Source organism: Bacteroides xylanisolvens (assembly GCF_018289135.1).
GTDB lineage: Bacteria > Bacteroidota > Bacteroidia > Bacteroidales > Bacteroidaceae > Bacteroides > Bacteroides xylanisolvens.
On the sequence record NZ_CP072216.1, the window covers coordinates 2,138,671 to 2,160,834 of the forward strand.

The following is a 22,164-nucleotide window of genomic DNA, read 5'->3' on the forward strand; positions in this document are numbered from 1 at the left end:
TGTGACAACTTACTGCAAGAATTTCTCCCAATAATTTTTCCTCGGTAGTTCTTTTTCAAACTTCCTATATAAATCGGCAAGCCTCATCATTCGTTGCACCATTGTATATTCTTTATCCATATCAATAGAATATACCGGTTTGCAAATGCGACATTTACAAGCACCATCGGGATTATATAACGGGCAAGTATCATTCATAAAAGCTGTGATTTTCTGAATGGAACGATTATAGATTTGCCGCACATTACTTTCTTTCAGTTCCATGATTTCGCCAATCTGTCGATAAGGCAACCCGATATTTTCTCTAAAGATAAAAATCAGACGAGCATCATTATTCAGACAATGATTTAAAGCGGTGATACACCAATCGCACCTTTCTTTTATCCATTCCCGCTTCGCTTCTTCCCCACCGGAATATTCAATTTCCGGCAACGAACGGAAATATTCGATTTCCGACATTTTCACATGCTTTTCACATGCTGCATATCTACCAATAGTGCGACGAGCGATAGTGTATATCCATGTAGAAATCTCCGAATCGCCTTTAAAGCTACTGATACTTTTGCAAAGTTCATACCACACTTCCTGTGCTGCTTCGCGGGCGATTTCTTTATTCAGAATCATCCGGTGAGCAATCATGGAAATCATATTTCCATATTCTTTCACCAAACGATTGATATCTATTTCCATCGTTACACACTAAAATGTTTTCTTCAAATATATCATATCCACCAACTGCACACCCTCCTCATACATCGGATGATCGTAGTTGTCAGTAAAGAAATTCTTTATCCGGTGAGAAATCGCAAAACCACAATGTTCATAGAATGATCTGGAAGAAGGTACATCTCCTGTGCCCACCAACATTTCAGAGCACTTCCCCTGATAATATTCAAATAAAAACTCTATTAAACGTTTTCCGTACCCCTGTCGTTGGAAGAAAGGAACAGTAGCAATATTCTTGATTTCATAAACACCTTCTCCCTCACGTGTCACCACACAAAGAGCTTTCAACCCGTCATCATAAAGAACAAACATATCACCGCGTTCCAAATATCGGTCAATCATACTTTCTTGTTCATCAGCCAAGAGTAATAAATCAAGGAATTCTTTTTTATCTGAAGTTACTAGTTTTATCTCCATATTTTCTATTTTGTCATAAAATAAAAATGTTACCGACTCATTTTCCTATGGTCCAAAATAATATTCATATTCTCCAAAGCCCATCCCACCAGTCCTTCAATATGAGGAATCAAGGTACCACCTGTATCTGTCAGGCAATACTCCACACGAGGAGGTACTTCAGCATATACTTTCCGTTCAACCAATCCATCTGATTCCAAAGTACGCAATGTAACAGTCAACATTCTTTGAGAGACGTCTTCTATCGTTTTATGGATATCACTAAAACGCATAGTTCCATTTGCGTTCAGCGTAATAAGCACCAACATTGACCACTTATCTCCCAAGCGGCTAAGCACATCTCTTATCGGACAATTCCCCGTCGGATGAAAGTTTTTCATTCTTTAACGTTTTGTATTTTATTGAGTTTCAGCAATAGTTATCTCTATGTAACTTCCTTATTTTCAAGTACGTTATTGCATTTCTCAAACAAGAAAGATACATTTGCATCACAAAAGTAATAAACTTACTAATAATAACTATTGTTTCATTTAAATAATTATGATTATGGCAAAGAAAGTTGCAGTTTTAGCAGTGAATCCGGTAAATGGTTGTGGATTATTCCAATATTTGGAAGCATTTTTCGAGAATGGCATTTCATATAAAGTATTTGCCGTATCGGATACGAAGGAGATTAAAACAAATTCAGGGATCAGCCTGACAGTAGATGATGTGATTGCTAATTTGAAGGGACACGAAGATGAGTTTGACGCACTCGTTTTCTCTTGTGGCGATGCAGTGCCTGTATTTCAGCAGAATGCCGATAAGCCTTATAATGTAGATTTGATGCAAGTCATTAAAACGTTCGGGGATAAAGGGAAAATTATGATCGGACATTGTGCCGGTGCAATGATGTTTGACTTTACCGGTATAACCAAAGGGAAAAAAGTAGCAGTTCACCCATTAGCCAAGCCAGCTATTCAAAACGGAACAGCTACCGATGAGAAATCAGAGATAGATGGTAACTTCTTCACCGCTCAAGATGAAAATACCATTTGGACAATGCTACCACATATAATTGAAGCATTAAAATAATGCCTACAATGTAGATGCAAAACAATAAATATAAACACTGTAACATAAATCTACACATCTCAAGATGGAAAGGTATGTTCCTTTAAAAGAAACGATGCGTTTCTCGGTGTGCAACAAGTCGTTTCTTTTAAAGGAACGACTTGTTGGTTTAAAAGGAAAAACGACAAATATACCACCCTAGAAATCAAGCATTTACAGATCATCAAAAAAACGACACAAGTACACTCCCAATTTTAATAATTTTCAACAAACATACAACATCCATACACCCATAAAAAATATATCCTCTCTATCCTATTCTCTTTCCGTACTAAAATAAAGAAAAACGGAACATTACGAAAAAACAAAAACAGTATTCTTCATTCTTAAAAAGTCCGTATATTAGCAGCTTGAAGATTTGAAAGAGATGAACAGCATACTCATTTTGAGTTTATCTAACTAAAGATGCCTAAAACAATATGACCAGAGAGAAAGAAAATTACAATGCATTTTTACTTCATTTTTTAGAAAGGTTGAATGGCTGTGAATCTATTGAAAACAAAATCACAGAATCACTGACAGATATTTGCGAATACTACGGTTTTAAAAGAGGATTCATTTACCAAACTGATGGATTTCGCTACTTTTACCTAAAGGAAACTGTCGGAAATAGCGACAACATCCTGCGACAACGTTTTGAAATCAGCGAAATGACCAATCAACATGCTGCACGTATAAATGGAAAAAACAAACCTTTTTATGCTTGCAGAAACCAAAATACTTCTTGGAATGATGTAGACATCGTGGATTTTTATAAAGTCGACTCATTACTAATCCGGCAAATCCAAGACTCCGAAGGGAAAATTATCGGATTCATCGGATTTGGAGACAGAGAACATGCAATATCCTTCACCGATGAAGAACTTCAAGTGATTCATCTCATTTTAGGCTCCCTCTCCAAGGAAATAGCAGTGCGGGAATATAAAGAAAGAGAAGTGCGGGCAAGCAAGACATTAAGCAGCATCATGAATAATATGGGAGTTGACATTTATGTGAACTCTTTTGATTCTCATGATATGCTATATGCCAATGAATCTATGGCCGCTCCTTACGGAGGCATCGAACATTTTGAAGGAAAAAAATGCTGGCAGGCTCTTTATAAAGATAAAACCGGAGAATGTGAGTTTTGCCCTAAAAAACATTTGATTGATGAAAACGGACAACCTACCAAAGTCTACTCCTGGGACTACCAACGCCCGTTTGACAAATGTTGGTCCCGGGTATTCAGCGCAGCATTTGCCTGGATTGACGGACAGATAGCGCATGTTATAACCAGTGTCGATATCAACCATCAAAAAACGATTGAAGAAGAACTAAGAGTAGCCAAAGAAAAAGCAGAAAATCTGGACCGCTTAAAATCAGCCTTTCTCGCTAATATGAGTCACGAAATCCGTACTCCGTTAAATGCGATTGTTGGCTTTGCAAGTCTATTGATTGAATCGGATGACAAAAAAGAACGTCAGGATTATGTTGACATTATGCAGGAAAACACGGAACTTCTTTTGCAGTTGATTTCCGATATTCTCGATTTATCGAAAATAGAAGCCGGAACACTCGACTTCACCATGGATCATCTGGATATCAAGAGCTTCTGCGAAGATATAATGCGCAATTATGATATAAAAGAAGATAAACCCGTACCCGTTTTGCTGGCTCCGGATTTACCTGAATATTATATTTACACAGACAAAAAGCGTTTAATGCAGGTTATTACCAATTTCATAAATAATGCTCTCAAATTTACAAATGAAGGGCAGATTATGTTGGAATATCGCCATAAAGCAGAAAGTAATGAGATAGAATTCGCTGTCACAGACACAGGTATGGGGATTGCACCCGATAAAGTAGATCAGGTGTTCGACCGATTTGTAAAACTCAACTCTTTTTCAAAAGGCACGGGCTTAGGTCTATCTATTTGCAGAAGTATCATCAAACATCTTGGCGGCACTATCGGTGCCGAATCCGAAATAGGAGTCGGCAGCCGTTTCTGGTTCACACATCCCTTGCGCTTAAGTAGGAACAGGTTATACTTTTTTTCTATGGAGTGTCTCCCTCATCTATAGAAAGATCAATGAAATAATGCCTTCTTTCGACTTCCTTTTTGCCACTTCCTGTGAAAAACACTACTTTTGCATCGCTATTTTGATTTTAGAATAAAACAAATACCCAACGTTCATTTATGACTGAAGAAAAAATACATAAAGACCGTCCCGGAAACTGGTGGGCATTAAGCCCGTTACTCGTATTCCTTTGCCTCTATCTGGTAACTTCTATCCTCGTCAACGACTTTTATAAAGTACCTATCACAGTGGCCTTCCTCGTCTCTTCCTGTTATGCCATCGCCATTACACGCGGCTTAAAACTAGACCAGCGTATCTATCAATTCTCGGTAGGAGCTGCCAATAAGAATATCCTCCTGATGATATGGATATTCATCCTTGCCGGAGCTTTTGCCCAAAGCGCAAAGCAAATGGGTGCAATCGATGCCACCGTCAATCTGACGCTGCATATTCTTCCTGACAATTTATTGCTGGCAGGTATCTTTATTGCCGCCTGTTTCATCTCTTTATCCATCGGAACCAGTGTGGGAACTATTGTCGCCCTTACTCCCGTTGCCGTAGGACTGGCAGAAAAAACTGAAATAGCTCTCCCCTTTATGGTAGCCGTCGTAGTAGGCGGTTCTTTTTTCGGAGACAACTTATCTTTTATCTCCGACACCACCATCGCTTCGACAAAAACCCAGGAATGTGTAATGCGTGATAAATTCCGTGTAAATTCTATGATTGTCGTCCCGGCAGCCATCATTGTGTTGGGAATTTACATATTTCAGGGACTATCCATTACAGCTCCCACCCAAACACAGACCATTGAATGGATCAAAGTTATACCTTATATAATAGTATTAGGAACAGCCATTGCCGGAATGAACGTGATGCTCGTACTCATAATAGGTATATTGACAAGTGGCATCATTGGCATCGCGACCGGCAGCTTCGGAATCTTCGACTGGTTTGGTGCCATGGGAACAGGAATTACAGGAATGGGAGAACTGATTATTATCACCCTGTTGGCCGGAGGGATGCTCGAAACAATCCGTTATAACGGTGGTATCGATTTCATTATCCAGAAACTCACCCGCCACGTCAATGGTAAAAGAGGAGCCGAATTAAGCATCGCAGCCCTGGTAAGTATCGCCAACTTATGTACTGCCAACAACACGATTGCCATTATCACAACAGGACCGATTGCCAAAGATATTGCCGTGAAATTCCATCTTGACCGAAGAAAAACAGCCAGTATCCTCGATACTTTCTCCTGCCTGATACAAGGTATTATTCCATACGGAGCGCAGATGCTGATTGCAGCGGGACTTGCCAGCATCTCCCCCATCAGTATCATCGGCAATCTCTATTATCCGTTTACAATGGGAGCATGCGCCCTGCTCGCGATTTTGTTCCGCTATCCAAAACGGTATTCGTAAAAAAGATACGAAATGTTTGTCAATCAAAAGAAAAGCCGTATCTTTGTGCCCGCTATTACGAGATAATAGCATAATTCAAATCAATCATTAAAAACAATTATTTAAAATGGCAACTAGAATCAGATTGCAGAGACACGGACGTAAAAGTTACGCGTTCTATTCAATTGTAATTGCAGACAGCAGAGCACCACGTGATGGTAAATTTATTGAGAAGATTGGTACTTACAACCCTAACACCAATCCTGCTACAGTAGATTTGAATTTCGACGCTGCATTGGCATGGGTACTGAAAGGTGCACAACCAAGTGACACTGTACGTAACATCCTTTCTCGTGAAGGAGTTTACATGAAGAAACATCTTCTGGGCGGTGTAGCAAAAGGCGCATTCGGAGAAGCAGAAGCAGAAGCTAAATTCGAAGCTTGGAAAAACAACAAACAGTCAGGTTTGGCTACTTTGAAAGCTAAACAAGACGAAGCTAAGAAAGCTGAAGCTAAAGCACGTCTAGAAGCAGAAAAGAAAATCAACGAAGTGAAAGCAAAAGCACTCGCTGAAAAGAAAGCTGCTGAAGCTGCTGAAAAAGCGGCTGCTGAAGCACCTGCAGAAGAAGCTGCCGCAGCTCCGGCTGAAGAAGCTCCTGCAACAGAAGCTGCTGCTGAATAATTTTCAGCAGATTCCGAACAAGAAATTAGGAAAAAGCAATAAATCCTCTCCGGTCCGCCGGAGGGGATTTTTTTATTACTTTCTGCTATAAAACATATCAAATTATTTATTCCGTTCAGAATAAAATGCCTTTCTTTGCATCAGCATAGTTCAGCATAGTATTACTTATTTTTCGAATATGAAACGAACTGATAAAAAAGCAACATTCGGACAACAGGCAAGCAAGGTTACGCAACTAGCGGACACACTTAGCCAAGCGATTTCCAGGAAAGAATTTCTTGAAGGAGATTCTTTACCTTCCATCAATCAGTTAAGCGCTCAATACGGAGTATCACGTGATACGGTTTTCAAGGCTTTCCTTGATTTACGTGAACGAGGACTGATCGACTCCACTCCCGGCAAGGGCTATTATGTGACGAGCCAGGTGACCAATGTCTTATTGCTGCTCGACCAATATACTCCTTTCAAAGAAGCCTTATATAACAGTTTCGTCAGACATCTGCCTATCAACTATAAGGTAGACTTATTGTTTCATCAATACAACGAACGGTTGTTCAATACGATCCTCCGGGAATCCATCGGAAAATACAACAAATACATCGTGATGAATTTCGATAACGAGAAATTCAGCACTGTTCTCAATAAAATTAATCCTTCAAGATTATTACTTCTCGATTTCGGCAAATTTGAAAAAGAAAAGTATTCATATATCTGCCAGGATTTTGATGATTCTTTCTATCAGGCATTGAATCTGCTCAAGGAAAGGTTGAAGAACTATCGCCAGCTCGTTTTTCTGTTTCCAAAAAGCCTGAAACACCCCCAAAGCAGTAAGGTGTATTTTACCCGTTTCTGCCAGGAACAGGGATTTCTCTGTGAAATACAGGAGGATATTGAGAACCTGATTGTACGTAAGGGAGTTGCCTATATCGCTATCAAACAACAAGACGTAGTAAAGGTGGTGAAACAAGGAAGATTGGAAGGGCTGAAATGCGGAAAAGATTTTGGCCTGTTGGCTTACAATGATATTCCTTCCTATGAAGTGATTGACGAAGGAATAACCTCATTGAGTATTGATTGGGAAATGATGGGAAATGAAGCGGCCAATTTTGTTCTCAATAATGTACCGGTGCAGAAGTTCTTGCCGACGGAAGTAAGACTTCGAAAGTCGCTTTAATTTTTTTTGCGAAGACATCAGCACAGTTCAGCACAGATATTAATTAATCCTTTAATAGATAGAAACCATGAAAAAGTATCCGAAAATCGGGATTCGTCCCACAATCGATGGTCGCCAGGGTGGCGTTCGCGAAAGCCTTGAAGAGAAAACAATGAATTTGGCAAAAGCAGTAGCCGAGTTAATCAGCAGCAACCTGAAAAACGGTGATGGCAGTCCGGTGGAATGTGTTATAGCCGATAGCACGATCGGACGCGTAGCCGAAAGTGCCGCTTGTGCGGAAAAGTTTGAAAGAGAAGGGGTCGGCTCTACCATTACCGTCACTTCTTGCTGGTGCTACGGTGCTGAAACGATGGATATGAACCCGCATTATCCGAAAGCTGTCTGGGGATTCAACGGCACAGAACGTCCGGGAGCTGTATACCTTGCTGCTGTACTTGCCGGACACGCACAAAAAGGCCTTCCCGCATTCGGTATCTACGGACGCGACGTTCAAGATTTGAACGACAACACAATCCCTGAAGATGTATCGGAAAAGATTCTTCGCTTTGCACGTGCCGCACAGGCAGTAGCTACGATGAGAGGCAAATCTTACCTGTCAATGGGTAGTGTATCTATGGGTATCGCCGGTTCCATCGTTAATCCTGATTTCTTCCAAGAGTATCTGGGAATGCGTAATGAGTCAATAGACCTCACAGAAATCATCCGTCGAATGGACGAAGGCATCTATGACCACGAAGAATACGCCAAAGCCATGGCCTGGACTGAAAAAAATTGCAAGACAAACGAAGGTGAAGACTTCAAGAACCGTCCTGAAAAACGTAAAACCCGTGAACAGAAAGATGCTGATTGGGAATTCATTGTAAAGATGACGATTATCATGCGCGACTTGATGACCGGAAATCCCAAATTGAAAGAAATGGGATTCAAGGAAGAAGCCTTGGGACACAATGCCATTGCAGCCGGTTTCCAAGGACAACGCCAATGGACAGACTTCTATCCTAACGGTGACTATCCGGAAGCTCTGCTCAACACTTCTTTTGACTGGAACGGTATTCGTGAAGCATTTGTCGTAGCTACCGAGAACGATGCCTGCAACGGCGTAGCTATGCTGTTCGGACATTTATTGACCAACCGCGCCCAAATATTCTCCGACGTACGTACTTACTGGAGTCCTGAAGCCGTGAAACGTGTAACTGGCAAAGAATTGACAGGTTTGGCAGTAAATGGTATCATTCATCTTATCAATTCCGGCGCAACGACTCTTGACGGTTCCGGCCAATCATTAGACGCGGCAGGCAATCCGGTTATGAAAGAACCATGGAACCTGACGGACACTGATGTAGAAAACTGCCTGAAAGCAACTACCTGGTATCCGGCAGACCGTGACTACTTCCGTGGCGGTGGTTTCTCTTCCAACTTCCTGTCAAAAGGTGGTATGCCCGTAACCATGATGCGCCTCAACCTGATTAAAGGCTTAGGCCCTGTCCTGCAAATCGCAGAAGGATGGACAGTAGAAATAGACCCGGAAATCCACCAGAAACTCAATATGCGTACAGATCCTACATGGCCTACCACCTGGTTTGTACCGCGTCTGTGTGAAAAACCTGCTTTCAAAGATGTATATTCAGTAATGAATAACTGGGGAGCCAATCATGGAGCCATCAGCTATGGACACATCGGTCAGGACTTAATCACTCTTGCTTCCATGCTCCGCATCCCGGTATGCATGCACAATGTAGAAGACAACGAAATATTCCGTCCGGCAGCTTGGAACGCCTTCGGCATGGATAAGGAAGGAGCGGATTACAGAGCTTGCGCAACTTACGGTCCTATCTACAAATAATATTAATTCAGACAAAAGAACATAAGGACAAAAGATAAAACAACTTCAATAAACAGCTATAAATAATTCTATTAGCGCAGACCTTATGTTCTTTTGTTCTTATGTCTAAATAAAAGCAATTTCGACTCACTTAATTCTAATTTTTTTATCTTTGCAATTATGATTACCAACGAACATATCGAACAGTTCATCGAACAAGCACACCGTTACGGAGATGCAAAGTTAATGCTTTGCAGCAGCGGTAACCTTTCCTGGAGAATCGGCGAAGAAGCATTGATTTCCGGTACGGGTTCCTGGGTTCCCACACTTGGCAAAGAAAAAGTCTCTATCTGCCATATTGCCAGCGGCGCTCCTACCAATGGTGTAAAACCTTCTATGGAAAGTACATTCCATTTAGGGATTCTCCGTGAACGTCCGGACGTCAATGTCGTTCTCCACTTTCAATCGGAATATGCCACGGCTGTCTCCTGCATGAAGAACAAACCGACAAATTTCAATGTAACAGCAGAAATTCCCTGTCATGTAGGTTCGGAAATACCTGTGATTCCGTATTATCGTCCCGGCTCACCGGAACTGGCAAAAGCTGTGGTAGAAGCCATGTTAAAGCATAACTCGGTTTTACTGACCAACCACGGGCAAGTGGTATGCGGAAAAGACTTCGACCAAGTATACGAACGGGCCACCTTCTTTGAAATGGCTTGCCGCATCATCGTTCAATCCGGCGGTGATTATTCAGTACTCACACCGGCAGAAATTGAAGACCTGGAAATCTACGTATTAGGAAAGAAAACCAACTAATATCCGGGCAATATACCATGAAAGATACCATCAAACACACTTATTTAGCAGCAGACTTCGGAGGCGGAAGTGGACGGATTATCGCCGGCTTCCTTCACCATGGCAAACTGGAGTTGGAAGAGGTATACCGCTTTTGCAATCGACAGGTCAAACTAGGAAATCATATCTACTGGGATTTCCCAGCACTGTTCGAAGATATGAAAACCGGACTGAAACTGGCTGCACAAAAAGGATATGCCGTAAAAAGTATTGGTATTGACACCTGGGGAGTGGATTTCGGACTGATTGACAAACATGGAAACCTGTTAGGAAATCCAGTCTGTTATCGGGACGCAAGAACAGAAGGAATACCGGAAGAAGTATTCAAGCTATTGGATGAACGCCAACACTATGCCGACACCGGTATTCAGGTGATGGCTATCAATACGCTGTTTCAACTTTACAGCATGAAACAGCATCAAGATGCGCAGTTGGAAGTTGCCCGGCAACTTTTATTCATGCCCGACCTCTTCAGCTATTTCCTGACAGGAGTAGCCAATAATGAATATTGCATTGCCTCCACCTCCGAACTACTCGATGCCCAATCGCGGAACTGGTCAGTGGATACCATACGCGCCTTAGGTCTTCCCGAACATCTGTTCGGCGAGATTATTCTCCCCGGAACAATCAGGGGGACTCTGAAAGAGGATATTGCCCGCGAAACGGGACTGGGTATCGTAGACGTTATTGCCGTCGGTTCACACGACACAGCCAGTGCCGTCGCTGCTGTTCCTGCTGTAGAAAATCCTATCGCTTTCCTTAGTTCCGGCACTTGGTCGCTACTGGGAGTGGAAGTGGATGAACCCATATTGACGGAAGAAGCAAGAAAAGCTCAATTCACCAATGAAGGAGGCGTAGACGGCAAAATCCGTTTCCTACAGAATATAACAGGATTATGGATTTTGCAACGCTTGATGAGTGAATGGAAAGCATGTGGCGAAGAACAAAATTATGATATAATCATCCCGCAAGCTGCCGAAGCACAGATTGCAACCATTATCCCTGTGGATGACGCAACATTCATGAATCCGGAAAATATGGAAAACGCTCTTATTCATTATTGTCGGCATCATGCTTTGCAAGTGCCGAAAAACAAAGCAGAAACCGTGCGATGTGTACTCCAGTCATTAGCTTTCAAATATCGGCAGGCGGTGGAACAGCTCAACCGTTGTCTCCCCTCTCCGATCCGTCAGCTAAACATCATCGGCGGAGGATCACAAAACCAATTACTCAACCAACTGACAGCTGACGAACTCGGTATTCCCGTTTATGCAGGTCCGGTAGAAGCTACTGCAATGGGAAACATTCTGACACAGGCTATGGCAAAAGGAGAAATAGCCGATCTCCGTGAATTGAGAGAGATTGTAACTCGTAGCGTTACCCCACAAGTATATTACCCTAAAAAATAAAAGTATATGGAAACACCCAAAACCGGTTATCAGGTTCAATCTTATGACGTTCCCGTCAAACGATATTGCCAAACCCTCGATTTACGCGATTCTCCGGAACTGATCGCTGAATATCGGAAAAGACATAGCCAGGCGGAGGCATGGCCCGAAATCCTAGCCGGGATCCGGGAAGTCGGTATTCTGGAAATGGAAATTTATATCTTGGGAACACGACTGTTTATGATTGTCGAAACTCCCCTTGATTTTGACTGGGACACAGCAATGGAACGCCTGAACACGCTTCCCCGCCAACAGGAGTGGGAAGAATATATGGCCATCTTCCAACAAGCCGCTCCCGGAATGAGTTCCGCAGAGAAATGGAAACCGATGGAGAGAATGTTCCATTTGTATAACACTTAAAAAATACCAGAAACAACCATGAAACACCCCAAACAGTCCATCCTCTCGAAAGATGGCATCAGTTATCTTATACCTTTTGTTCTCATTACCTCATGTTTTGCATTATGGGGATTTGCCAATGATATTACCAATCCGATGGTAAAGGCATTCTCCAAGATTTTCCGGATGAGTGCTACCGACGGAGCATTGGTACAGGTTGCCTTCTATGGAGGGTACTTTGCAATGGCTTTCCCGGCTGCCATATTCATCCGCAAATATTCCTACAAAGCCGGTGTTTTGTTAGGACTGGGAATGTATGCTTTCGGAGCATTTTTATTCTTCCCCGCCAAAATGACGGGAGAATATTATCCGTTTTTGATTGCCTATTTCATCCTGACCTGCGGATTGTCCTTCCTTGAGACAAGCTGTAACCCGTATATTCTTTCTATGGGCACGGAAGAAACAGCTACCCGGCGTTTGAACCTTGCACAGTCTTTCAATCCGATGGGGTCACTTCTCGGAATGTATGTAGCCATGCAGTTCATTCAAGCGAAGTTACATCCGATGTGTACCGAAGACCGTGCATTGCTTAACGACAGTGAATTTCAAGCAATTAAAGAAAGTGATCTTAGCGTTCTGATTGCTCCTTATCTCATTATCGGACTTATCATTGTGGCTATGTTACTTCTGATACGATTCGTCAAGATGCCGAAAAATGGAGATCAGAATCATAGAATAGATTTCTTTCCTACACTGAAACGCATTTTCACCCAAACGCGTTATCGTGAAGGGGTAATTGCTCAATTCTTCTATGTAGGCGCGCAAATTATGTGCTGGACTTTCATCATTCAGTATGGAACACGCTTGTTCATGTCACAAGGTATGGACGAGAAAAGTGCGGAAGTGCTATCACAACAATATAATATCATAGCAATGGTGATATTTTGTATCAGCCGTTTCATCTGTACATTCATTCTGCGCTATCTCAATGCTGGTAAATTGCTGATGATCCTCGCTATCTTCGGAGGTATTTTCACTTTAGGCGTAATCTTCCTTCAAAATATCTTCGGAATGTATTGCCTTGTAGCAGTATCGGCTTGCATGTCATTGATGTTCCCTACCATCTATGGTATTGCCTTGAAAGGCATGGGAGATGATGCTAAGTTTGGAGCTGCAGGCCTTATCATGGCTATCCTGGGAGGTTCTGTTCTTCCACCGCTACAGGCAAGTATCATTGACCTGAAACAAATAGCCTGGTTACCGGCTGTCAATGTTTCATTCATTCTACCCTTCATCTGCTTCCTTGTAATCATTGGTTATGGTTACCGTACAGTGAAAAGAAATTGGTAAAAAACAAACTTAAAAATAGTGACGCTATCCCATCATGATACCGTCACTATCCCACCCATATAGTGACGCCATCCGCAGTGGATAGCGTCACTATTTCATTCATCTTTTTTTCATAAAAAATTCCCTTTTGACAATGCCATATATAGATGCGACAAAGTGAAGAATGTAGCTAATTTCACATTTAATAATCTCAAACAAACAGGGTAGCAATAGCTTTCTGCTGTGTTGGCATATCCTGCCGAACAATATATTGATGTTAATTTTCAGGTAGATCCTTCGTTGATTAGGTTATTACAACGCGCGTCTCAGCACCAATTATGCAATACTGGACACTAAATATTATAAGTTTTATATAATTCCCCAAGGCAAACGAAGGAAAATTGTTGCAACCAAGCGAATGGTATCATGTAGCCGTGACTTATGACACCGAAGAAAAGACTTTATGTTTAAAATAGGACACTCCTATGGTGAGCCAGAGAATATGACTCGTCAATTAAATGGTGAAATCTGCGAAGTACGCATATGGAACGTAATACGTTCACAAGAAGAAATTTACAAGAATATGTATGATGTCGATCCTCAAACTACAGGTTTAAAAGCCTATTGGAAGTTTAATGAAGGCAAAGGGGATATAGCGAAAGACTATACAGAAAACGGCAATGATGCAAAAGCATATACTAAAGCTATTTGGCCGGAAGACATTGAAGTGACACAAAAAAACAAAGAATAATAACTACCTAAAATTTTCAACCTAAAACGCTGCCACATTTTTACTCCTACTTTAAGTTACATAAAAGGGAATACTAAAATATGACAGCGTTAATAATTAACTCTCTACTATGGAATAATTTAAATTGCCTTCTGATGAATTTGCCAAATATGCACAGATTCATTCACAAAAAATATAAACTCAAAGAGTAGCCATTATCTAAAAAAAAGTCGTAGCTTTGCAATAACCTAAAAATTAAATTGATATGGAACAACAAGACAAATATATACGCTTTGACTGGGCTGTGAAAAGACTTCTCCGCCAAAAAGCAAATTTCGGCGTATTAGAAGGTTTCTTGACTGTCCTTCTCGGTGAAAACGTGAAAATCATAGAGATATTGGAAAGTGAAAGCAACCAACAAACAATCGATGATAAATTCAACCGGGTAGATATTAAAGCCAGAAACAGTAAAGACGAAATCATTATTGTAGAGATCCAAAATACACGGGAGCTCTATTATCTGGAACGTATCTTATACGGAGTGGCAAAAGCAATCACTGAACATATTTCTTTAGGAGAACGCTACTATGCGGTGAAAAAAATATACTCTATCAGTATTCTATACTTCGATATCGGCAAGGGAGAAGATTATTTGTATCATGGACAAAACCACTTTATCGGAGTACATACAGGAGACAGACTGGAAGTAACTACTAAAGAAAAAGACGCCATCGTCCATAAGATTCCGGCAGAAATCTTTCCGGAGTATTTCTTGATTCGTGTGAATGAATTCGATAAAGTGGCCGTCACTCCATTGGAAGAGTGGATTGAATACTTGAAAACCGGTTGCATTCGCCCCGATACAACAGCCCCCGGTCTGGAAGAAGCACGCCAGAAACTTATCTATTACAATATGTCCAAGGAAGAAAGACATGCCTACGACGAGCACCTTAGTGCCATCATGATACAAAATGATGTATTAGATGGAGCAAAACTAGAAGGGCGTATGGAGGGACGCATGGAAGGACGCATGGAAGGAAAAATGGAAGAAAGATTAGAAATTGCTAATAATTTAAAGTCATTAGGAGTAGACATAACAGCCATCCATAAAGCTACCGGGCTATCACCGGAGGAGATTGAAAAGTTATAAACAATCAAAGGCTATATATTAAATTACAAACAAGAGTCGTGTGAGAAAATCATACGACTCTTGTTTGTAATTTAATATATAGCCAATAGTAACAGACTGGAAGTAACTACCAAAGAAAAAAGATACCATCAATATATTACCAATATTTCACACTCCATTTTAACAATTAGAATTCATCCACAAATCACACACTCTAAATCATCAGCACCCATATACAGCAGAATATATAACAATAAAATATTTTATACAACTTTTATTTGTGATTAGTCATAGAAAACATGTATATTAGCAGTAAGCCTAACATTTACACAAATAAATCAATTGATTTATTATTACTTTTTAGTACCTTTACTTCATAAATACAATTTCCTATCCATAAGAAGGAAAGACATTTATATTAGTTGATTATTTGTATATGATAAAACACAAGCAAACAGCTATTGAGATATGTTCCGATAGCACTCTATTTAAACCCAGACCGCCCCCTCTTCAAATATTCACATATTAGACTGATTCATCATGCCTGAAAACAAAAAGAATAAATCAAATTAATCATCGTTACTTGGAGGGAAAGCCTTCCTTATCATAAAATTTAAAACATTAATCAAGATTAAAAACCTCCTGTGACACTTCTATTATCCCGATTATCCTATATGGCTCTCCTATTGATATGAACCAAGACTATAAAAGAAATGCTTCTTTAGCCGATACATTCTTGTATATGCCATTCAATATCGAAAACTTAAAAATCGAGATATCTGTTCTTATCAAAAACTACCGCTTTCTTAGAAAGTCATTCTTACAGAAAATATTCGGAGAAAAGTTTCTGGAAACAGATATCGAAGAAATGCCGGAAGAGGATAACTACCAACTCATCAACAAGGTAAAGAAATTCATATTGGACAACTTGGATAACGAATCACTAAAGATAAGCCATATTGCCAGTGAAACGGGCATGAGCCGGACTAAGTTTTTCATTAAATGGAAATTCCTGACAGGGGAAGCTCCCATAGAATTCATGACCAGGATTCGTATGGAAAAAGCACGCGAACTATTGGAAAGCGGAAAATATCGCATACAGGAGATACCTGAAATGGTCGGACTAAAAGATGTAAAGAACTTCCGCAATAAATACAAGAAACACTTCGGCATAGCGCCAAGTGAAACATTAAGAAATATTTAAAAGCGGGAAAATTCAATATTACTATTGTCTTAATAAAAAAGAGATGTATTTAATGGAAAAATGGTATATCTCTTTTGCAAGTATACCGACGAGCAAAACATAATTGCCAACAAATCACAACTCAATCATACCATTCATCGCATCATTAATACCAAATAGAAACATCCCAACATTCAAAACTGACAACAGTATCTACTTATTAAAACTTATCATTATTTTTACTTCGTAGAAATATACCAATCATTCCTTCTTATAAAAAAACCTAACCTCCATTATCTTTCCAGTTTATATATTATGAGGAAATACAGAATGGTATTAAATGAGACATTCCTCAATAATACCCAATATACAATACGCTCCCCTACACATCTACAGGAGACAAAATAATATTCAACCAATAAAACTAATTAATTATTGTTACTTAGAGGATATTCACCGTTTCTTCCCCCCCCAAAAAAAATGATGTTAAATATTAGGATAGTGAATTTCCTCTTTTTTCTGAAATGAAAGAAATGGGTCTATTTCATCTGAGTGACGTCACTAAAAAATATAATATGAAATACTTATTACAAACGTCACCCCTCGTTTACAGTGCCATAGCAATACTCATTCTTTATCAATTAAACTTTACCTCAATACTCCTAGCAGGAGGTATTTCTATTTATTGGATTATAACACATATCATTACGATACAGAAAGAAAGAAATCTTCTAAAAGAAGGGAGTCAATATTTTATAGACTCTTTCGAGAGCATTCGTGCTCCGCTTACATTAGTTCATACTCCATTGAAAATAGCATATAATGACGTTTCCCCCGAAAATATCAGAAAAGAGCTATCACTAGCTATCCAAAACATAGATTGCCTCAACATACATTTAACCAGATTGATGGATTTAAAGCAATTGTTTGCAAACACTGAAAAGCTGAATTCCTCGGAATATGAACTGGGAGCATTTATCAAAAACAGAATTACTTCTTTAAAAACACATGCTGCCAACAATTTGGTAGGGCTGAACATTAAAACAGACTTTAATTATGCCAGCGTCTGGTTCGACCAAAGCAAAATATCTCCGGTGATCGACAAATTTATAAAATATGCCATAGACCATACCGAACAAAAAAAAACTATTACCCTGCTAATCACCTCTAATCCTGAATACTGGCAAATAAAAATAACTGATTTCGAAAATAAGAAAATACTTCAATGTTATAAATGTAAAAATTGGCAACTATTCAAACGAAAAGAAGAACTCGAATACAATTTTGCAAAAAATATATTCTGCAAAAGGTTGATAAAGATGTGCAATGGAAAGATTCTGATTAACCATTCCAGCCACACTATTGCTCTAAAATTCCCTTCAAAAGATTCGCCGGAAAATGTTCACCAACATACCGCCATACAAATCGAGTCAAATCCGGCAGAAGAAAGAACAGATACTTTATTCGGCAAGGATTCGGTTCTTCGTCAAATTTGGTGGTACTTCTTCTATTGTGAATAAATAATCTTCGCTCTCAGTAGTTTAATTCCTGCCCTATTGTACATCTGTCTTTTTACCGCTTTAATTTTATTCACTGTCCCCTCCAGTAATCCGTTACTGAAGGGGATATCAATAGCTGCCTGTACTGCCTCCCAGTCTTTTTCAATACCATATGCAAAGTTCGTCAGTGCCATATTCCGTGTTGCCTTCGCTTTTTCAATCCACTTTCTAATATCCTTATCATAAGTGTTCCCATTAATCATATCTCTGAAATTCTGACACACGCTTAAAAGTTCTTTAATCTGCGGTGAGGACTTATACAGTTCCGCTAGTTTAGGATTATCCGATTCTCCCTTTAGAATGTATTTGCGTATCTGATTCTGTGAAACTCTCTGTGTTTTACTTCCGTTTTCAATGCTCTCATTATGCTCCTTGACTTCTTTCCTCTTTTGTTGATACATTTTTCGCAAGCTGGATGTTATCCTTCCAATAAGTGCGCCACTGATTTTACTTCCCATTTTTTGTGCCAATATATTTCGGGTAATACAGCCCGCACTAATGATTGTAGCCAGTTCGGATACATATTTAAGAGCTGTCTTCTGTTGCTCATTCAAGTATGCCCCTATTCTCCTGTTGTGAATGAGCTTATAAATGTAGCGACTTTTCTTGCCTAAATGTGCGGCTGTCTGCTCAATGGTCATCCCCTGCATTTTTAAGTTCAGGCTTTCCCTGTATATCTTCAATTTTTCTCTGTGTCGGACATCTCCCATGTTAAATATGTCCTGAAGAATTAACGAAGAAGCCGTGTCTCTGTCAGGATATTCGTATTTGAGCTTTTGCTTAGTCTGACGAATCATTTTCTCTATTTCCGGTATCATTGTGTCCGTCATATTCTTGGTTAGATGGAACCGGTCGCAGATTTGTGTAACACCAGGGATTATTCTGTTTATAGCCTCTGTGAAACATCTTCCACGGTCTCTCGTTATATATTGTATTTGAGGATTCCGGGCGAGCCAGTTATCAAGCGCTTCTCCGCTTCTATCCTCTAACAAAGCAATAGGCATGTGTGTCATCTGGTCTACGACCACACTCATATAATCCTTACCTTTTTTATAGGCAAAATCATCAATACCTACATAAATACTTTTATTATGCATAGGATTATGTTGCCCGCACTGTTGTAGGATGCGTAAGCAGGAAGAGCTACTGGCCGTTATATGGAACAGCTGCAAAAGAGAAGAGGCCTTTCGGGAAGTAAGTTCCAAGCTTATCGATCTGATGCGTTCCTCAACAAGATAGCTCCGTCTACCATACCGACGAGCCAGAAAAGACAACGGTTCGCAGAATATTTTTTGCGGACAAGAAACATTGTCACAATAATATTTACCAACCTTTATGACTAACTCCAAAGTATGACCGTAAACTTCAAGATCCTGAATATGACGGGAGTAGTAACTGTGCAATCGGTGACTGAAATGTCCGCAATAAGGACAGGAAGCCCCCTTGCCAGCCGTATGTAAAAAGACCGTCAATGAGCCAACAGCTTCAGAGATACCATCTTGTTGCAGATTATCGTAGCCAAGACTGAATCTGAAATCATGGAATAATCCCCTATTTGTAGGAGTATTTTCTTTTTTTGATGTATATTTGTACGTTGTAGATATGACTTGTTGCATTGTAACTCTTAATGATGTGGTGTCTTTAAAGTTACTAAAAAGCAAACATATCTACAACTTTTAATAGGATTAAGAAAGAAGAAGACAGTTGAAATAAAAAAGAGATTACCACCAAATTTGACGAAGAACCAAGGATTCACAAAAGAGAAATTCCACTAAACCGTTGGTCGTCCTCGCTGACAGCAATAAAGAATTCAGGTTGTACCTGGAAGAACGTTTATCAAAGGATTTTATCGTAAAAAGTTTCGAGAATGGTTTGGACGCTTTAGAATGTATAAAAGAGGAATATCCGGATTTAGTGATTTGCGACATTATGCTCCATGGAATGTACGGCAATGAACTATCATCGAGACTAAAAACATCAGGAGAAACATCCGTTATCCCTATTATCCTCTATGGCTTACATATAGATACAGGACAACGCAGCAAAAGGGAAAGCTCCCTGGCTGACATATTCTTATATATACCTTTTCACGTCGAAGATTTAAAAACAGAAATGAATGTCCTTATCAGAAACAACCGTTTCCTCAGAAAATCATTCTTAGAAAGAATATTTGGAAAGAAGTTTCTGGAAGTTGAGGAAGACAAAATTTCAGATGAGGAAAATTACGGCCTTATCAATCAGGTAAAGGAGTTTATTCTAAAAAATATAGATAAGGAAAATCTGACAATAGATGAAATCGCCTCAGAACTATATATGAGTAGAACCGCTTTCTTTACGAAATGGAAAGCACTGACAGGAGAAGCGCCCAAGTACTTGATTTACCGGATTCGTATGGAAAAAGCACGTGAGCTATTGGAAAGCGGGAAATACTCCGTCAATGTTCTTCCCGAAATGATCGGATTGAAGAGCCTCAAAAACTTCCGTCATAAATACAAAGAGTATTTTGGAATAACGCCAAGCGAGTCTATCATGAAAAAACAATAAAACAAATACGAAGCTATATATCCGAAGATCCCACCAACAGGGATCTTCACTATAACACTTGCATAAAGAAGCCTTTCTTTTTTTACTTCTTCATGCAGTATTGTATTAATCGTAGCATTTACACTATGTACGTACACCTTAATTTTGAAATTAATAATCTAATTATTTAAACAGTATGAAAACTTTAACTAAAATGAAAAAAGTTTGTTGTTTTAATCGCTTTGTCTTATTGGCAATGACACTGAGCATGGTCACTTCTTTTACTGCATGTAGCAGTGACGACGATTCGGACATTCCCGTATATTCCCTTAAAGATGTTGATGGCAATTATTCCGGCACAATGCTGACGGAATCCACCCCCGTCAGTCCCCAGGCAAATGCAGAAGAGGGGGAAGAACCGGCAGGAGCCGAAGTTACTGCCGAAGTAAAAGACAATCAGATTATGATTAAGAAACTTCCGGTTGACGACCTGATTAAAAGCATCGTCGGTGAAGAAAATGCAGGAGCTATCATCGAAAATTTGGGTGATATTAACTACAACATTCCTTATACACCGACCTTTGATGAAGGTAAATCTAACATCTTACTTCAACTAAAACCTGAACCACTGGAAATTAAATACACCGAACCGATTCAAGTACAAGAAGAAGGACAAGAACCGGCTGAAAATCTTATAACAGTAACTATTGAAGCTGAAAAGAATGGCGTTTATGCTTATGACGGCAAAAAACTGGCATTCGTTATCAAAGCAACTGGAGTAAAAGTCGGAGATGTAAATTTCCCCAATTTCCCCGTTACAACATTCACTTTCAGCATGGTCAAGAAGTAATACAAACCTTTCGCTGAAAAAAAGAAAATGGAGCATGCCTGCGCGCAAGACATGCTCTTTTTTTATACCTTTGTGAAGAAACCAACTATACAAAATGACTACAACAGAAAACATTCGAAAAGAATTGCAGGATTTGGTAGATTCCAAGTATCAGGAATTTCATTCTGCCCTGGTTCCCGGAATCGGGAATATTCTTGGTGTACGTATTCCGCAACTACGAATATTGGCTAAAGAAATCGCAAAGAGAGATAACTGGCGTATGTTTGTGGAAGCAACCGATACTAAGTTTTATGAAGAGACAATGCTTCAGGGAATGGTTATCGGATTAGCTAAAATGGAACTGGACGAACGAATGAAACACATAAGCATGTTCGTTCCACGTATCGACAACTGGGCTGTATGTGATATCTTTTGTGGCGAACTGAAGACTGCCGTGAAGAAAGGAAAAGAAACTGTATGGCAGTTTATCCAGCCTTACCTCATATCTCCCAAAGAGTTCGAAATCCGCTTCGGGATTGTGATGCTTTTCCATTATGTAGACGAAGAACATATCGACGCATTACTGGCATACGCAGACACTTTCAGCCACGATGCTTATTATGCACGTATGGCTATGGCCTGGATGATATCCATCTGTTTCATCAAATTCCCCGAAAAGACAATGGAGTACCTTAAACAGAGCAAGCTGGATAACTGGACTTATAATAAATCATTGCAGAAAACTATCGAATCTCTCCGTGTAGACAAGGAAACTAAAGATATACTTCGCGGTATAAAACGGAGGTAATGACACAATAAAAAATAAAGCTCGGTAACTGTTCT

At 39.9% G+C, this 22,164-nt stretch carries 19 protein-coding genes and 2 pseudogenes; 17 read left to right on the forward strand and 4 right to left on the reverse strand.

The features are described from left to right. Positions 1–9: 9 nt before the first annotated feature. Genes INE92_RS09150 through INE92_RS09160 form a run of 3 tightly spaced genes read right to left on the reverse strand, consistent with a single transcriptional unit; the run spans position 10 to position 1,523 of the window. Complete coding sequence (locus tag INE92_RS09150) at positions 10–690, reverse strand: RNA polymerase sigma factor (protein ID WP_015530931.1); 681 nt, start codon at positions 688–690, stop codon at positions 10–12. 9 nt (positions 691–699) lie between these two features. After that, positions 700–1,143 (reverse strand): GNAT family N-acetyltransferase, encoded by a 444-nt coding sequence (locus INE92_RS09155; protein WP_004313185.1) that lies wholly within the window; start codon positions 1,141–1,143, stop codon positions 700–702. A 29-nt stretch (positions 1,144–1,172) separates the two neighbouring features. After that, a complete protein-coding gene (locus INE92_RS09160) occupies positions 1,173–1,523 on the reverse strand; it encodes a winged helix-turn-helix transcriptional regulator (RefSeq protein ID WP_004313186.1) in 351 nt (116 codons plus the stop codon). A gap of 166 nt (positions 1,524–1,689) precedes the next feature. Between INE92_RS09160 and INE92_RS09165 the strand changes: the two genes are divergently transcribed. The 14 genes and pseudogenes from INE92_RS09165 (at position 1,690) to INE92_RS09230 (ending at position 17,930) form a co-directional block, all read left to right on the forward strand. Further along, on the forward strand, positions 1,690–2,217 hold the full coding sequence (locus tag INE92_RS09165; RefSeq protein WP_074708345.1) for a DJ-1/PfpI family protein: 528 nt from the start codon (positions 1,690–1,692) through the stop codon (positions 2,215–2,217). 458 nt (positions 2,218–2,675) lie between these two features. After that, positions 2,676–4,319 (forward strand): GAF domain-containing sensor histidine kinase, encoded by a 1,644-nt coding sequence (locus INE92_RS09170; protein ID WP_015530929.1) that lies wholly within the window; start codon positions 2,676–2,678, stop codon positions 4,317–4,319. 116 nt (positions 4,320–4,435) lie between these two features. Next, the gene (locus INE92_RS09175; protein WP_004313189.1) at positions 4,436–5,737 is read left to right on the forward strand and encodes a Na+/H+ antiporter NhaC family protein; all 1,302 of its coding nucleotides are present in this window, start codon (positions 4,436–4,438) and stop codon (positions 5,735–5,737) included. A 106-nt stretch (positions 5,738–5,843) separates the two neighbouring features. Further along, a complete protein-coding gene (locus INE92_RS09180) occupies positions 5,844–6,398 on the forward strand; it encodes a 30S ribosomal protein S16 (RefSeq protein ID WP_004300172.1) in 555 nt (184 codons plus the stop codon). A 178-nt stretch (positions 6,399–6,576) separates the two neighbouring features. Continuing rightward, positions 6,577–7,572 (forward strand): GntR family transcriptional regulator, encoded by a 996-nt coding sequence (locus INE92_RS09185; RefSeq protein WP_134993549.1) that lies wholly within the window; start codon positions 6,577–6,579, stop codon positions 7,570–7,572. Between the two features lie 67 nt (positions 7,573–7,639). After that, positions 7,640–9,415 carry an L-fucose isomerase gene (fucI, locus tag INE92_RS09190; protein WP_074708334.1) on the forward strand — a complete coding sequence of 592 codons (1,776 nt, stop codon included), beginning with the start codon at positions 7,640–7,642 and terminating at the stop codon, positions 9,413–9,415. A gap of 159 nt (positions 9,416–9,574) precedes the next feature. After that, positions 9,575–10,213: a class II aldolase/adducin family protein gene (locus tag INE92_RS09195; RefSeq protein WP_009041008.1), complete on the forward strand. Its 639-nt coding sequence runs from the start codon at positions 9,575–9,577 to the stop codon at positions 10,211–10,213. 17 nt (positions 10,214–10,230) lie between these two features. Beyond that, positions 10,231–11,661 (forward strand): rhamnulokinase, encoded by a 1,431-nt coding sequence (locus tag INE92_RS09200; RefSeq protein WP_004313193.1) that lies wholly within the window; start codon positions 10,231–10,233, stop codon positions 11,659–11,661. 6 nt (positions 11,662–11,667) lie between these two features. Next, entirely contained in the window at positions 11,668–12,060 is a 393-nt protein-coding gene (locus INE92_RS09205; RefSeq protein ID WP_004313194.1) for an L-rhamnose mutarotase, read from the forward strand. Between the two features lie 18 nt (positions 12,061–12,078). Then, on the forward strand, positions 12,079–13,389 hold the full coding sequence (fucP, locus tag INE92_RS09210; protein ID WP_008640670.1) for an L-fucose:H+ symporter permease: 1,311 nt from the start codon (positions 12,079–12,081) through the stop codon (positions 13,387–13,389). A gap of 442 nt (positions 13,390–13,831) precedes the next feature. Further along, positions 13,832–14,119 carry a hypothetical protein gene (locus INE92_RS09215; protein WP_004313196.1) on the forward strand — a complete coding sequence of 96 codons (288 nt, stop codon included), beginning with the start codon at positions 13,832–13,834 and terminating at the stop codon, positions 14,117–14,119. A gap of 244 nt (positions 14,120–14,363) precedes the next feature. Beyond that, positions 14,364–15,248, forward strand: coding sequence for an Rpn family recombination-promoting nuclease/putative transposase (locus INE92_RS09220; RefSeq protein WP_015530924.1), 885 nt, complete (start codon positions 14,364–14,366; stop codon positions 15,246–15,248). 604 nt (positions 15,249–15,852) lie between these two features. Next, positions 15,853–16,431 (forward strand): annotated as a pseudogene (locus INE92_RS09225) (helix-turn-helix transcriptional regulator); the annotation flags it as partial. 503 nt (positions 16,432–16,934) lie between these two features. Further along, positions 16,935–17,930 carry a sensor histidine kinase gene (locus tag INE92_RS09230; protein ID WP_229097033.1) on the forward strand — a complete coding sequence of 332 codons (996 nt, stop codon included), beginning with the start codon at positions 16,935–16,937 and terminating at the stop codon, positions 17,928–17,930. Here INE92_RS09230 and INE92_RS09235 read toward each other — a convergent pair. Then, the gene (locus tag INE92_RS09235; protein WP_074911576.1) at positions 17,918–19,585 is read right to left on the reverse strand and encodes an ISL3 family transposase; all 1,668 of its coding nucleotides are present in this window, start codon (positions 19,583–19,585) and stop codon (positions 17,918–17,920) included. The genes INE92_RS09230 and INE92_RS09235 overlap by 13 nt on opposite strands. Before the next feature lie 130 nt (positions 19,586–19,715). Between INE92_RS09235 and INE92_RS09240 the strand changes: the two are divergent. From INE92_RS09240 to INE92_RS09250, 3 genes and pseudogenes are all read left to right on the forward strand, one after another. Then, positions 19,716–20,513, forward strand: a pseudogene (locus INE92_RS09240) (response regulator); the annotation flags it as partial. Positions 20,514–20,688: 175 nt separating this feature from the next. Continuing rightward, a complete protein-coding gene (locus INE92_RS09245) occupies positions 20,689–21,342 on the forward strand; it encodes a DUF4840 domain-containing protein (protein ID WP_008022954.1) in 654 nt (217 codons plus the stop codon). Between the two features lie 94 nt (positions 21,343–21,436). After that, on the forward strand, positions 21,437–22,129 hold the full coding sequence (locus INE92_RS09250) for a DNA alkylation repair protein (RefSeq protein ID WP_004313202.1): 693 nt from the start codon (positions 21,437–21,439) through the stop codon (positions 22,127–22,129). Positions 22,130–22,164: the final 35 nt, after the last annotated feature.

Excerpts from the sequence above, each read along its gene's own strand:
- INE92_RS09150 (WP_015530931.1), bottom strand. The coding sequence starts at position 690 with ATGGAAATAGATATCAATCGTTTGGTGAAAGAATATGGAAATATGATT.
- INE92_RS09155 (WP_004313185.1), bottom strand. The coding sequence starts at position 1,143 with ATGGAGATAAAACTAGTAACTTCAGATAAAAAAGAATTCCTTGATTTA.
- INE92_RS09160 (WP_004313186.1), bottom strand. The coding sequence starts at position 1,523 with ATGAAAAACTTTCATCCGACGGGGAATTGTCCGATAAGAGATGTGCTT.
- INE92_RS09165 (WP_074708345.1), top strand. The coding sequence starts at position 1,690 with ATGGCAAAGAAAGTTGCAGTTTTAGCAGTGAATCCGGTAAATGGTTGT.
- INE92_RS09170 (WP_015530929.1), top strand. The coding sequence starts at position 2,676 with ATGACCAGAGAGAAAGAAAATTACAATGCATTTTTACTTCATTTTTTA.
- INE92_RS09175 (WP_004313189.1), top strand. The coding sequence starts at position 4,436 with ATGACTGAAGAAAAAATACATAAAGACCGTCCCGGAAACTGGTGGGCA.
- INE92_RS09180 (WP_004300172.1), top strand. The coding sequence starts at position 5,844 with ATGGCAACTAGAATCAGATTGCAGAGACACGGACGTAAAAGTTACGCG.
- INE92_RS09185 (WP_134993549.1), top strand. The coding sequence starts at position 6,577 with ATGAAACGAACTGATAAAAAAGCAACATTCGGACAACAGGCAAGCAAG.
- fucI (WP_074708334.1), top strand. The coding sequence starts at position 7,640 with ATGAAAAAGTATCCGAAAATCGGGATTCGTCCCACAATCGATGGTCGC.
- INE92_RS09195 (WP_009041008.1), top strand. The coding sequence starts at position 9,575 with ATGATTACCAACGAACATATCGAACAGTTCATCGAACAAGCACACCGT.
- INE92_RS09200 (WP_004313193.1), top strand. The coding sequence starts at position 10,231 with ATGAAAGATACCATCAAACACACTTATTTAGCAGCAGACTTCGGAGGC.
- INE92_RS09205 (WP_004313194.1), top strand. The coding sequence starts at position 11,668 with ATGGAAACACCCAAAACCGGTTATCAGGTTCAATCTTATGACGTTCCC.
- fucP (WP_008640670.1), top strand. The coding sequence starts at position 12,079 with ATGAAACACCCCAAACAGTCCATCCTCTCGAAAGATGGCATCAGTTAT.
- INE92_RS09215 (WP_004313196.1), top strand. The coding sequence starts at position 13,832 with ATGTTTAAAATAGGACACTCCTATGGTGAGCCAGAGAATATGACTCGT.
- INE92_RS09220 (WP_015530924.1), top strand. The coding sequence starts at position 14,364 with ATGGAACAACAAGACAAATATATACGCTTTGACTGGGCTGTGAAAAGA.
- INE92_RS09230 (WP_229097033.1), top strand. The coding sequence starts at position 16,935 with ATGAAAGAAATGGGTCTATTTCATCTGAGTGACGTCACTAAAAAATAT.
- INE92_RS09235 (WP_074911576.1), bottom strand. The coding sequence starts at position 19,585 with ATGCAACAAGTCATATCTACAACGTACAAATATACATCAAAAAAAGAA.
- INE92_RS09245 (WP_008022954.1), top strand. The coding sequence starts at position 20,689 with ATGAAAACTTTAACTAAAATGAAAAAAGTTTGTTGTTTTAATCGCTTT.
- INE92_RS09250 (WP_004313202.1), top strand. The coding sequence starts at position 21,437 with ATGACTACAACAGAAAACATTCGAAAAGAATTGCAGGATTTGGTAGAT.